The 12,820-nt window shown below is 41.4% G+C and carries 12 protein-coding genes; 4 read left to right on the top strand and 8 right to left on the bottom strand.

The window, feature by feature from the left end:
- The first annotated feature begins 3 nt into the window (after positions 1-3).
- Both RIB15_RS06230 and RIB15_RS06225 read left to right on the top strand, forming a co-directional pair.
- The gene (locus RIB15_RS06230; RefSeq protein ID WP_350201288.1) at positions 4-558 is read left to right on the top strand and encodes a class I SAM-dependent methyltransferase; all 555 of its coding nucleotides are present in this window, start codon (positions 4-6) and stop codon (positions 556-558) included.
- Between the two features lie 99 nt (positions 559-657).
- Positions 658-3,813, top strand: a complete 3,156-nt coding sequence (locus RIB15_RS06225) for a T9SS type A sorting domain-containing protein (protein ID WP_350201287.1) — start codon at positions 658-660, stop codon at positions 3,811-3,813.
- A gap of 8 nt (positions 3,814-3,821) precedes the next feature.
- Here the strand turns inward: RIB15_RS06225 and RIB15_RS06220 are convergent, their stop codons facing one another.
- The 8 genes from RIB15_RS06220 to rpmB all read right to left on the bottom strand — a co-directional run bounded on the left by RIB15_RS06220 (position 3,822) and on the right by rpmB (position 8,025).
- A complete protein-coding gene (locus RIB15_RS06220; protein ID WP_350201286.1) occupies positions 3,822-4,271 on the bottom strand; it encodes a MarR family winged helix-turn-helix transcriptional regulator in 450 nt (149 codons plus the stop codon).
- A gap of 54 nt (positions 4,272-4,325) precedes the next feature.
- On the bottom strand, positions 4,326-5,090 hold the full coding sequence (locus tag RIB15_RS06215) for an exodeoxyribonuclease III (RefSeq protein ID WP_502881339.1): 765 nt from the start codon (positions 5,088-5,090) through the stop codon (positions 4,326-4,328).
- A gap of 9 nt (positions 5,091-5,099) precedes the next feature.
- A complete protein-coding gene (gene tyrS, locus RIB15_RS06210) occupies positions 5,100-6,314 on the bottom strand; it encodes a tyrosine--tRNA ligase (RefSeq protein WP_350201284.1) in 1,215 nt (404 codons plus the stop codon).
- Entirely contained in the window at positions 6,315-6,884 is a 570-nt protein-coding gene (locus RIB15_RS06205; protein WP_350201283.1) for a CvpA family protein, read from the bottom strand.
- Positions 6,885-6,887: 3 nt separating this feature from the next.
- Complete coding sequence (locus RIB15_RS06200) at positions 6,888-7,346, bottom strand: GatB/YqeY domain-containing protein (RefSeq protein ID WP_350201282.1); 459 nt, start codon at positions 7,344-7,346, stop codon at positions 6,888-6,890.
- 86 nt (positions 7,347-7,432) lie between these two features.
- Complete coding sequence (locus RIB15_RS06195; RefSeq protein WP_350201281.1) at positions 7,433-7,603, bottom strand: DUF4295 family protein; 171 nt, start codon at positions 7,601-7,603, stop codon at positions 7,433-7,435.
- Positions 7,604-7,611: 8 nt separating this feature from the next.
- A complete protein-coding gene (gene rpmG / locus RIB15_RS06190) occupies positions 7,612-7,776 on the bottom strand; it encodes a 50S ribosomal protein L33 (RefSeq protein ID WP_103664281.1) in 165 nt (54 codons plus the stop codon).
- A gap of 3 nt (positions 7,777-7,779) precedes the next feature.
- Complete coding sequence (gene rpmB / locus RIB15_RS06185; protein ID WP_350201280.1) at positions 7,780-8,025, bottom strand: 50S ribosomal protein L28; 246 nt, start codon at positions 8,023-8,025, stop codon at positions 7,780-7,782.
- A gap of 270 nt (positions 8,026-8,295) precedes the next feature.
- Between rpmB and gyrB the strand changes: the two genes are divergently transcribed.
- Positions 8,296-10,233, top strand: coding sequence for a DNA topoisomerase (ATP-hydrolyzing) subunit B (gyrB, locus tag RIB15_RS06180; RefSeq protein WP_350201279.1), 1,938 nt, complete (start codon positions 8,296-8,298; stop codon positions 10,231-10,233).
- A gap of 45 nt (positions 10,234-10,278) precedes the next feature.
- Positions 10,279-12,744: a DNA gyrase subunit A gene (gene gyrA / locus RIB15_RS06175; RefSeq protein ID WP_350201278.1), complete on the top strand. Its 2,466-nt coding sequence runs from the start codon at positions 10,279-10,281 to the stop codon at positions 12,742-12,744.
- The last annotated feature ends 76 nt before the right edge of the window (positions 12,745-12,820 follow it).

Below are 12,820 nucleotides of genomic sequence, written 5' to 3'. Positions count from 1 at the left end.
CCAATGAAAAACACCATTACGTTTTTGAAATCATTTGCAACCGATAAAGATGTTGCTTCTATAACTCCCTCTTCTAAATATTGTGTGCGGAAGCTTTGCGAACACATTGATTTCAGTACTACAAATACTCTTGTGGAATATGGCGGTGGAACGGGTGTTTTCACCAAGCATTTTCTAAAGAAGATGAGACCTGATTCGAAACTTTTCGTTTTTGAAACCAATGATAACTTTTTTGCTAAGCTAAGTGAAATTGACGACGACCGGATTACCGTTTTTCATGAAAGTGTAGAAGAGATTATGAATCTTTTACCCGAAGAGGTAGTCGGGGCTGTTGATCACGTGGTTTCAGGTATCCCTTTCTCCTTTTTCGATTGGGAAATGAAGATTAATATTCTTGATAAAACACGGCAGGTATTACGCCCCAAGGGTTCTTTTCTGGCTTACCAGACTTCCGGTCATCTAAAAAAGCCTTTAACGGAAGTGTTTGATAATTACACTACCGATTTTTGCTGGAAGAATATCCCCCCTTACTTTATATACGAGTCGGTAAAGAAGTAAACACCCGCTTTATCAAGCCTTAAAATCTTGTAATTCGGTTTTACCTTTCTAAGGTATCCATGTAAGTTAGCGGAAAGAGCAAACCTTCTTGGATTTATTATGTTTAAAAAAGCTTTCCTCTTCTTCTCATTTGTTTCCATTTCAGTTTTTTGTTTAGCACAAACTGACCCCGCCCCCATTCACTTTGTTTATGGATCAGATACGTCCACGCCGGGTATAAACGTAAATGATAAAACGAGCCTTTATAATAATTCCGGCTTTGAGTTGTTTGCCTCCCCAACAGGAAATGCCTCACTGGTGATGCAGCAAGCATACAGGGATCAGTTCAAAGACTCATATGGGAATTCCCTGCCGTTAACTTGGTGGATGCAGGGGGGCTCTCTTTACCGATATGCTACAAACACCAATGTGCCTCTTGGAAGTACTATGTCAATCCATCTCATGCAAAAATACCATGCTGAAAAGGTAAAAGAGCTCGGTGATGAAATGACTTTTCACTACCACACCTGGGAGTGGTCGGACGTGAATGGAGACGGAATATATTATTGGAATCAGACTGATGATTTCAACAAGGTTAAAGAGGACTTCATGCTTACATTGGCTGAGCACCTGATTGAAGAGGATATGTTTCCTGTTTCTTTCCGTAGTGGCTGGCATTATATGGATAACGCCTGGCAGTCTACCTTAAACAAATGGATTCCCTTCAGCCTGCACAATAATTCCCCCGTTGAAACAAATCCTACTGTTGAGCCTATCGACAATCTTATCGATTGGGGACATGCAACGCTCGATTTTGTTCCATTTCAACCCAGCGAAGAAGATTACCAGGTTGGAGGAGGAAACAGGGGCTGGAATACACGTTCCCGCTATTTTCTAAGACTTACTGAAGGTGAAGTCAGGCAGATTTTTGAGCAGGCCAAAGCGGGTACTACACAGGTTGCAGCCATATGGGGACACTTAGCTGAACCTGCTTTTCTCAGCAACATGGAACAGAGCCTGGCACTGATTTATGAAGTAGCCGAAGATTATCCGGATGTTCCCTTTCATTTCTCAACCGCCGTTGATGCTATGCAGGATTTTATTGGGACTGCAGATACTACTGCGCCAAATATTACCGTAAAGCCATACTCCGACTTTATTGGTGATACATATAAATTGGAAGTAATAACTGAAGAGCCCATTTTTCAGACTACTCCCTTCGTCGCTGTTAAAGATGTATATGATCAGTACAGAATTCTGTCTATGGATCAGATTGGAAATAATAGATGGGTATCTAAAGAAGAAATAAGTCTTATCAAGGATGCCAAATTTGCTGTAGCTGTGACCGATACTGTAGGAAATTTGAAGACCGAAATTACAAATATTCTTCCTGATGATATATACATAGATAATTCAGACAATGGTTACTCTTCTTCAGGATCATCCCAAACCGTGCTATTTTCATCAGTGAACCATATCTGGGGGCAGGACTTTGAGCAGTTTTCAATTCAACCCGGAGATTCTGTTTCAGCTTCATGGTCTGCTACCGTTCCCGAGTTTGATGCCGCCCAAACAAATAATCAGCAACAAGTTTATATTCGCATTCCTGATGTTGAAAACCCGGTAACAAATATAAAAGCAATTCTTTCAATTGAAGGAATGAACGTCTCAGAAAAGCAACTTGATAACCTCATCCCTAATCAGTGGTTGTTTGTAGATATGATTTCTGTTTCGGAAGGTGAAGAAATTACGACCAAAATTGTTGCTTATAATGATTCAGAAACCCCACTTAACTTTGGAGCTGATGTCGTAAAATACAGCGCATTAGTTAAAGAACGACAATTACAGCTCCCAGCCGGTAAACTCAATTTTCGGGAAGTGGTTATAAATGAACCTGCTGAAGTACAAATTCCTATCACCAATCGTGGCAACGAAACACTGACTGTCAATGATATTTCATGGAATTCAGAATTTGTGAATTTTGATTCTGATTTCCCCTTTGCCATCTCTGCTCACACTACAAAATTTTTATCCCTTACACTAAATTCTTCTATTCCGACACTGGTAAATGATACTTTGCATATAGAAAGTGATGACCCTGTTAACCCGATTTTATCCAAACACTACGAAGTGGAATTCCGTGATTATTTCCGAATTGTGGACAATGAAGATCGTGAATTTTACACTGAGACCGGTGATTGGAATTACAGTTCTGCTGAAGCCTATGGCCAAACAAGTCGATATGCATTTGTTCAGGGAACCGGAGACCCATCCGCAACTTTCACTACAACTGCAGAACAGGCTGGTTATTACAACATCTCTTTTATTGTTCCCAAAGCAACAAACAGTGCTGTCCGGTCTGACTATGAACTGATAGTTAATGGAGAAACCATCGAAACCTATCGCATTAATCAAAACTTAGGAAGCGGCAACTGGGTTACTTTGGATATGAAATTTCTTGAAGGTGGAGATGAAGTCACCGTTCTCATTTCCGTTCCGGATAAAGACCAACCCAGTAAGGTGTTAAGAGCAGATGCTTTTCAGATAGCTTATATCGGTGAAGAGCTTGAGGAAGTAGTTATCGACAATGAGTCTGATCTGTATAGTGAAACCGGAGAGTGGTCAACCAGTGTTACGGAGGCCTACGGAAATAGCAGTCGTTACATTGGCTATAATCCGGATGCATCAGCAACTTTTAAATATCCTGTTTCTCAGACAAGCACGCATCATTTGTCTATGATTGTACCTGAAACTGAAAATGCATCAAACGAAGCCCTATATTCTGTTTATCAAAATGGTAATTTTCGTGGTTCTGCGGTTTTAAATCAGAATGAAAAAAGCAGTACCTGGAGGGATATTGGAAGCTGGTCATTTATTGAAGGAGATACCTTGGCTATTGTCGTTAAAAATGTGGAATCCAACAGCTCGAGCCGGGTGCTTCGTGCTGATGCTATAAAAATTCAGTACGGCGTTCCTAAAGCTGTTTCCATTGAGGATCAATCTCAAATTCCTAACACCTTTTCTCTTTCTCAAAACTATCCAAATCCTTTCAACCCTACTACACAGATTCAGTACACTGTTCCTAATCGAGAAGTTATTTCTCTAAAGGTTTATAACGTGTTAGGTGAGCTGGTTTCCACTTTAAAGAATGAGCTTCATAATCCCGGCACTTATAAGGTCACTTTAGATGGCTCTGATTTGGCAAGCGGCGTATATTTTTACCGGTTGAAAGCAGATGATTTTATGGAAACAAAATCATTTACCTTAATTAAATAGCAAAAAAACTACTCCGGTTTCTTACCCAGTTTTTTGCAAAGGCCGGCAAGCTGTTCTTTTTCTTTGATATTCAGACAGCTGAATTCTTCTTTTATTTTTTCCAAGTGTTGAGGAAAAAACTCTTCAATAAAAGACCTTCCTTTCTTAGTAAGACTAATAATTACAGCCCGGCGATCATTGGGGTCGGTCTTCTTTTCGACCAATCCATTTTTTTGAAGATTATCAATAACGAGCGTAATGTTACCACCGCTTTTCAGTAGCTTTTGACCAAGCTCTCTTTGGTTGAGGGGACCCAAATGCAGTAGCGCTTCTAACGTGCCGAATTGGCTAACGGTTAAATTTGCTTCCGACAGGTGCCGGGCAAGACGGCCGTTCATGCTTTCCGTTGCCCGCATTATTTTTATGAATGCGTTCAGCGTTGTTTTTTCTTCTTCTGTGCCGTCGTAATGTGTTCCCATATTTCTATCACCTATTCAATAAAGCCAAACTTTATCCCCTTGTACATCGTTCGATCACAAATCATATGTGATGCTTACCGGAGCGTGATCGGAAATATCCCACTTTTTTTCTATTTCAGCCACTTTTGCTTTTTCGGCTAATTCGTTGGTTGCCAGATGATAATCAATTCTCCAGCCTTTGTTTCTTTCTTTCGACGCTGCCCGGTAACTCCACCAACTGTACAAGTCTTTTTTACCCGGATGAAGCTGACGAAATACATCCTCATATCCGACTTCTAAAAAATCAGTAACCCAGGCTCTTTCTTCAGGAAGAAAGCCGGAAGTATTGTGCTGTTTGCTGGGATTGTGGATATCAATTTCGGTATGACAGATGTTAAAATCCCCACAAAAAACAGCCGGTTTATCATCTTCTAAAATCTTCTTCCCAAACCGGATAAAATTGTCCAGAAAATCCATCTTCATATCCTGTCGGATATCGCCGGTTGTTCCGCTGGGAGCATAAATACTAAACACGCGAAAATCTTCAAATTCGGCCATAATCACACGTCCTTCACTATCTACCCAATCTACTCCAAGGCCTTCTTTAACAGTGATGGGTTCTTTTTTGGAATAAATAGCGACTCCGGAGTATCCTTTTTTCTCAGCTACATGATAATACTCATGAAACCCAAGCTCTTTAACTTCTTTTGGGACTTGTTTTTCCAGCGCCCGAAGCTCTTGTATGCAAATAATATCGGGATTACTCTCTTCAACCCAATCAATAAAACCCTTTCGGTGTGCTGCGCGAATTCCGTTTACATTGTACGAACTGATTTTAATCAAACCGACTTACTTTGCTTTTAAAATTCCAAAGTTTCTCTTCCCGACTTTCAGGGCAAATTCATCCCCTTCTGTAAAAGTGATGGAGTGATTTTTGTCGGTAATTTTTTTGTCATCGATGCTGATACCACCTTGTTTGATCATTCGCTTGGTTTCTCCATTGCTTGGTGAAAATCCGGTTTCTGCCACTATATCCAAGAGCCGGGTTTCCTTACCCGTTTCAAAGAAAAATTCCGGAGCATCATCAGGTACTTCCTTATTAATAACCGTTTGCTCGAAATGCGTTTTTGCGCCTTTAGCCGCTTCTTCTCCGTGGTACATGCGTACGATAGTAAAGGCTAAATCATGCTTTGCATTTCGCGGGTCCTTCTCAATTTTTTCTTTGATAGCAGGAAGCTGTGATGTTTCCACATCGGTAACCAACTCATAGTAGGTGTAAATCAGGTCGTCCGGTATAGAAAGTGCTTTTCCATACATCTCATTGGGTTCTTCATTTATCCCGATATAGTTGTCATAGGATTTGGACATTTTTGCTGAGCCATCTGTACCAACTAATAAAGGCATCATGAGACAAACCTGGGGTTCTTGTCCATCTTCTTTCTGAAGCTGCCGGCCGACAAGAAGGTTAAACTTCTGATCGGTTCCACCCAACTCAACATCAGATTTTAAATATACGGAGTCTTGACCTTGTGCTAGCGGATATAAAAACTCGTGCAAGGAAATGGGCTCATTTTTTTCAAATCTCTTTGAGAAGTCATCCCGCTCAATCATTCTGGCGACGGTTAATTTTGACGACAACTTTATAACATCCATAAAGTCCATCTTTCCCAGCCAGTCGTTATTATTGGTTAGCGTAAGCTTGCTTTCATCCAGAATACTGTTAGCCTGCTCGATATAGGTTTTGGCATTCTCTTGTACCTCTTCTAATGTAAGTGGCGGCCGGGTTTTGTTTTGCCCGGTTGGGTCGCCAATCATGGCAGTAAAACCACCTATAATCAGGATAACTTCATGACCAAGATCTTGAAACTGCCTCATCTTCCGCAGGATCACAGAATGACCCAAATGAAGATCAGGGCGAGTCGGATCTACCCCAAGCTTAATTTTAAGCGGTTTATTATTCTTTTTAGATTTTTTTAGTTTTTCAATGAGTTCTTCTTCGGGAACAATTTCTACCGTTCCTCGTCGGATAATCTCCAGTTGTTCCTCAACAGGTAAAAATGACATCTAATTATCTGAGTTATCGTTTAAGAATGGAATGTTTTCTAATGGGTTGTGATCGCTGATGTTCGACTTCAACGTTTCGGTATAATTTTCAGCTCCGGGATACACCAAGGCAACCCCATTATAAGTTAAAGGAGCTAAGTAAATTACATACGGATACAAGTAAGAATCATTTCTGGCCTGTTCGCCCGGCACATTAAATCCTGCCAGAAGTAATAAAACTGCGCTAACCACCAAGCCGCTTTTCAAAGCACCAAAAGTAGCTCCAAGAATACGGTTTACCATGCTTAACTTAACGGCTTTCAACAGCTCTTTTGTGCCATAAGCAATTAATGCAACTATGCCGATTGTACCGATAAAAAGAATCGCCCCAGACACAAATGGAACATAAGAAGCGCCTTCCTCAAATAGTGGGGCTATGATTCCTGTAAAGGCATCCAGGTAGTTAAATGTGAGAAAAACAGCGAGGATAATGGCTACGATGTTGAGCACCTCTTTTACCAATCCGTTTACAGCCCCTTTATAGCCAAAATACAGGATCGGTGTAGCAATAATAAGGTCAAGGATCAGCATGAGTTATCCCCCAAGCTCCTCTTTTACAATCTGACTAACCATGGAGCCATCTGCTTTTCCTTTTAGTTGCCCCATCAGGGGACCCATTACCTTTCCCATATCCTGCATGCCGGAAGCACCAATAGCTTCAATTTTTTCTTTTACTACTTTTCGTACTTCATCTTCATCCATCATCTCAGGAAGGTAGGTTTCAATTATATCGAGTTCTTCTTTCTCGTTTTCAGCCAGATCCTCTCTACCGCCTTCTTCAAACTGCTCGATGGACTCTTTTCTCTGCTTGGCTGCTTTCATGAGGACCTCTACCGCTTGCTCATCCGTTAATTTAGCTTCGCCATCTTTGCGTTCGCTGATTTCTTTCTCCATCAACTTAGCCTTCAAAGATCTAAGAACCCGAAGCTTATCCTGCTCTCTGGCTTTCATTGCTTCTTTGATGTCCGAAATAATCTGTTCTTGTATTGTCATGTTTTCCTCCATGGATGAAAATAACCAAAAAAAAAGGTTACACAATCATAATTGCGTAACCTTATATATTCATTATGAATGTATTATCAGGCTTTATTCTGCTGAATAAATTCTTTCACATTATCCTGATCGATCATCACTTCTTTATAGGCATACTTGCCCTTGTCGTTCTTGGTAGAAATGATAACCTTCGCCATTTTGCGGTGAGCCGCTTTCGCTTGTAATGCTTCTTGTCCAAATGATTGCTTCTTAGCCATAACTCTGGTTATTTAATTTCTTTGTGAACTGTATGTTTACGAAGAACAGGGTTGTATTTTTTTAGTTCAAGTCGATCAGTCGTCGTTCTTCGATTCTTAGTTGTAACGTAACGAGATGAACCGGGTTTTTCGGTACACTCTAAAATCACCTGAACTCTGTTTCCTTTTGCCATTTTCTACACTTCTTTTATAAGAGTTCCTTTTTTCCGCGCTTCTTTCAGTACCGCAGAAATTCCTTTCTTGTTAATTGTCCTAACAGTCTTTGCAGAGACTTTAAGTGTTACCCACCTGTCTTCTTCCGGTACATAAAAACGACGCTTTTGCAGATTCAGCTGAAAGCGATGCTTTGTTTTATTATTTGACTTGGAAGAACGGTAACCGTTCAAAGCTCCTTTTCCTGTAATATCGTCTTTTCGCGACATCGTTGTAATCCGTTTATTCGTAATGAAAATAGACTCCAAAGATAGAAGTATAATCATCAAAGTTCAACGCTTTCAGACATGAAAATTCTAATTATTAACATTTTCTCAAATTATCCACATTTCATCCGTTGTTTTTCCGATTGAATTTCACCCTAGAAACGACAGCTCCAATATTTTCAATAAAAACCCTACCTTTTTTTGATTTTGCTTGTGTAAGCTCTATTTTCAGGCGTTAATAAACTCATCTTACAAAGCTATCACTCCATAATTATGGCAAAAAAACAAGGTTCCGACTACAAGGCATCAAACATACAAGTTTTGGAGGGTCTTGAAGCGGTACGAAAACGCCCTGCAATGTATATTGGGGATACTGGTCAGCGCGGCCTTCACCACTTGATTAACGAGGTGGTTGACAACTCCATTGATGAAGCACTTGCAGGCTATTGCGATCATATCATTGTAACTATTAATGAGGACGGCTCCATGACCATTCAGGATAACGGTCGTGGTATTCCGGTAGATACTCACGAAAAACTGGGCATCCCGGCAGTTGAGGTTGTACTTACCAAACTGCACGCCGGGGGTAAATTCGATAAGGATACTTACAAAGTATCGGGTGGACTCCACGGGGTTGGTGTTAGTTGTGTGAACGCCTTAGCCAGTCATTTCAAAGCTGAAATCCATCGAGATGGTGAAATCCACGTAATGGAATTTGAGCACGGAGGCACAACGGTCCCTCTTTCTGTTAAGGGAAAGACAAAAGAAACGGGTACAAAAATATCCTTTACTCCCGACCCTACTATTTTTACTCAAACCGTTGAGTTTAAGTTTGATATCATTGCTGAGCGAATGAGGGAGCTAGCTTTCCTAAATCCTGAAGTAACCATCGAATTAATCGATGAGAGGGAAGAGGACGAAGAGCTTAAAAAAGAAACCTATCATTATGAGGGTGGTGTAAAAGACTTTGTTGATTTTCTTGACGAGCACCGCGAGTCAATGCTGGATATACCCATTCATATTACAGGAGAAATTGATAACGTTCCCGTTGAGATTGCTATTCAGTACAACCAGTCGTTTAGTGAAAATGTGCACTCTTATGTTAACAACATTAATACCCGGGAAGGGGGAACCCATGTTTCCGGATTTCGCCGTGCACTAACTCGTTCCCTCAAATCCTACGCTGAGAAAAACAACCTGATCAAATCAAATAGTAAAATTTCCGTCTCTGGAGAAGATTTTCGGGAAGGAATGACAGCTGTTTTAAGTGTAAAAGTTCAGGAGCCGCAGTTTGAAGGACAGACTAAAACAAAATTGGGTAACTCTGAGGTTCAAAGTGCGGTTGAAGTTGTTGTTTACGATCAACTGAATGAGTATCTGGAGCAAAACCCAAAAGCAGCTAAAAAAGTTATTGAGAAAGTAGTTCTTGCTGCTGAAGCCCGTGAGGCTGCCCGAAAAGCTCGCCAGCTTGTTCAACGCAAAAGTGTTATGAGTGGGGGTGGACTTCCCGGAAAATTAGCCGACTGCTCCATTAAAGATCCCGAGCATAGCGAAATTTACCTGGTGGAGGGTGATTCTGCGGGTGGATCTGCAAAAATGGGCCGAAACAGAAGTTTCCAGGCTATTCTTCCGCTTCGCGGTAAAATTCTGAATGTGGAAAAAGCTAAGATTAACCGCATTCTGGAGAATAAAGAAATCCAGGCCATGATTACCGCTTTTGGAACCGGCGTTGGGCATGGAGACGAAGATTTTGAATTAGAGAAGCTTCGTTACCACAAAATCATCCTTATGACAGATGCCGACGTGGATGGTTCTCACATTCGTACACTTCTTTTAACCTTCTTCTATCGATATATGCGGCCGCTTATCGAAAAAGGCTTTGTTTATATTGCAACTCCTCCTTTATATAGAATTACTACCAGTAAAGAACTGGAGTATGCATGGGATGATGAAACGCGGGATAAAATGGTCAAAGAGCTTAAAAAGACCCGCAAGAAGTTCGATGTTTCCCGGTATAAAGGTCTTGGTGAAATGAATCCCGAGCAACTTTGGGAAACAACCATGGATCCTGAAACACGCACGCTTCAACAAGTTACCATTGATAGTGCTGCTGGCGCAGACCGATTATTCTCAACTCTAATGGGAGGCGATGTTGAGCCCCGCAGGGAATTTATTGAGCGAAATGCCAAATACGCCACCATCGACATTTAATCTAATTAATCTGAATACAGACTAACCATTTTTATTACTTGATTTATGGCCAGAGAAAAAATTATACCTATTACCATTGAAGACGAAATGCAATCGTCTTACATCGATTATTCGATGTCAGTGATTGTTTCCAGAGCGCTTCCTGATGTTCGGGATGGATTAAAGCCCGTTCACCGCCGTGTTTTATACGGAATGAATGATCTGGGGATGTTGCATAACAGAAATTATAAGAAAAGTGCCCGTATTGTTGGTGAAGTCCTTGGTAAGTATCACCCTCATGGTGATACTGCCGTTTATGACTCCATCGTTCGTATGGTGCAGGATTTTTCCCTCCGATACCCGCTGGTAGATGGGCAGGGCAACTTTGGCTCCATTGATGGTGATAGTGCTGCCGCCATGCGTTATACAGAAGTTCGCATGGACCGCCTTTCAGAAGAACTTTTATCTGACATCAACAAGGAAACTGTTGACTACCAGTCTAACTTTGATGACACCCTTGAAGAACCAACCGTTCTCCCAAGCATGTTACCCAACTTGCTTTTAAATGGAGCCTCAGGGATTGCGGTAGGAATGGCCACAAACATGGCTCCTCATAATATGACAGAGGTTATTGATGGCATTACCGCCTATATCGATAACCCGGATATTGAGATCAAACAGTTGATGCAGCACATTACAGCTCCCGACTTTCCTACTGCAGGTATTATTTATGGATATGAGGGTGTTAAAGAAGCTTATGAAACTGGCCGGGGTAAAGTTACGCTTCGTGCCCGAGCAAACACGGAAGAGCTTCGCGGTAACAGAGAACAAATTGTTATCACTGAAATCCCTTATCAGGTTAACAAGAGTACGCTAATTGAAAAAATTGCCGGGCTCGTTAATGATGAAAAAATTACGGAGATCTCTGAGGTTAGAGACGAATCAGATCGTGAGGGTATCCGGGTCGTAATTATTTTAAAGCGATCTGCAAATGCAGGGGTTGTACTTAATCAGTTGTATAAGTACACCCAGATGCAGACTACATTCGGTATTATAAATCTGGCTTTGGTTAGAGGTCGTCCTAAAGTGATGGATCTCAAAGAGTTGATCTATCATTTTGTTGAACACCGTGTGGATATCATTATACGCCGCACAATGTACGACCTGGATCAGGCTGAAGCCCGGGCTCACATTCTTGAGGGTCTTAAAATTGCCCTGGATAATCTGGATGAGGTTATCAAAACCATTCGCGCTTCAAGCAGTCCACAGGAAGCGAACATTGAATTGCGTAAGAAATTCGCTCTTACAGACATTCAGGCGAAAGCTATTCTGGATATGCGTCTTCAGAAATTGACTGGTCTGGAACGAGAAAAAATTGACGGGGAATATCGAGAGATTATAGATAAGATCGCGGATTACCGTGAAATTCTAACTGACCGTGATAAGCAAACATCTATTATTAAGGAAGAGCTTGCCGACCTTAAGAAGAGATATGGTGATGAGCGAAGAACGCAGGTAGTTCATTCTGCTGATGACTTTAGTATTGAAGACATGATTGCCGATGAGGATGTGGTTGTAACCATTTCTAATAAAGGCTTTATCAAACGAATGCCAGTAAGTGGCTATCGCCGACAACGTCGTGGCGGAAAAGGTATGAAAGGTACAACCACGCGCGATGAGGAATATGTGGAACATTTATTTGTGGCCACTACCCACAATTACATTCTATTCTTTACAGAGAAAGGGATGTGCTACTGGCTTAAGGTTTATGAAATTCCGGAAGGTGGGCGACTCGCAAGAGGGCGGGCTATCGTTAACCTGATTGAGCTCGATAAAGATGACTCAATCAAAGCATTTGTGCCGGTTAAAACACTGGAAGATGAAGAGTACATTAACAGCCACTCAATAATTATGGCTACTCAAGGTGGCTTGGTTAAAAAGACAACTCTTGAAGCTTACAGTCGTCCCCGTCGAGATGGAATTATTGCCATCAACATTAAAGAGGGTGATAGTTTACTCGCTGCCGAACTTACCGATGGCGACAGCAACGTAATCCTGGCCAATAAAAACGGCCGAGCCATAAGGTTCCACGAGTCCGACGTTCGTGAAATGGGCCGAAATACTTCTGGCGTGAAAGGAATGACCCTTAATAAGAAAGACGAGATCGTTGATATGGTCATCATCAAGAATACTCATGAAGCTACCGTACTCGCGATGTCTGAAAATGGTTACGGTAAACGATCATTAGTTGATGACTACCGAGAGCAATCAAGAGGCGGTAAGGGAGTGATTACACTTAAGATAACCCCGAAAACTGGTTCGTTAATTGCGCTTAAGGAAGTAACCGATCAGGATGATTTGATGATTATCACCGAGAAAGGAAAAGTCATTCGCATGAATTGTGGAGGAATTCGCACAATGGGAAGAAATACCCAAGGAGTCCGCATAATGCGCCTCGACTCTGATGGCGCCATTGCAGCGGTAACCCGCGTGGTGAATGAAGAAGAAGGAGACGAGGAAGAAGAAGACTAAACTCTCTCTCTCTAAATAGAATTAACAAAAAAGGGCTTCATAATCATGAAGCCCTTTTTAATTCTTTAAATAAAAT

The sequence above is a fragment of the Gracilimonas sp. genome, from assembly GCF_040218225.1.
Lineage (GTDB): Bacteria > Bacteroidota > Rhodothermia > Balneolales > Balneolaceae > Gracilimonas.
This window is presented reverse-complemented; position numbering and strand designations above follow the sequence as displayed.

Coding starts and splice junctions, on each gene's coding strand:
- RIB15_RS06200 (WP_350201282.1), bottom strand. CDS start 7,346: ATGACAATACAAGAACAGATTATTTCGGACATCAAAGAAGCAATGAAA.
- tyrS (WP_350201284.1), bottom strand. CDS start 6,314: ATGTCATTTTTACCTGTTGAGGAACAACTGGAGATTATCCGACGAGGA.
- RIB15_RS06205 (WP_350201283.1), bottom strand. CDS start 6,884: ATGCTGATCCTTGACCTTATTATTGCTACACCGATCCTGTATTTTGGC.
- rpmB (WP_350201280.1), bottom strand. CDS start 8,025: ATGTCGCGAAAAGACGATATTACAGGAAAAGGAGCTTTGAACGGTTAC.
- RIB15_RS06230 (WP_350201288.1), top strand. CDS start 4: ATGAAAAACACCATTACGTTTTTGAAATCATTTGCAACCGATAAAGAT.
- RIB15_RS06220 (WP_350201286.1), bottom strand. CDS start 4,271: ATGGGAACACATTACGACGGCACAGAAGAAGAAAAAACAACGCTGAAC.
- RIB15_RS06195 (WP_350201281.1), bottom strand. CDS start 7,603: ATGGCTAAGAAGCAATCATTTGGACAAGAAGCATTACAAGCGAAAGCG.
- rpmG (WP_103664281.1), bottom strand. CDS start 7,776: ATGGCAAAAGGAAACAGAGTTCAGGTGATTTTAGAGTGTACCGAAAAA.
- gyrA (WP_350201278.1), top strand. CDS start 10,279: ATGGCCAGAGAAAAAATTATACCTATTACCATTGAAGACGAAATGCAA.
- RIB15_RS06225 (WP_350201287.1), top strand. CDS start 658: ATGTTTAAAAAAGCTTTCCTCTTCTTCTCATTTGTTTCCATTTCAGTT.
- gyrB (WP_350201279.1), top strand. CDS start 8,296: ATGGCAAAAAAACAAGGTTCCGACTACAAGGCATCAAACATACAAGTT.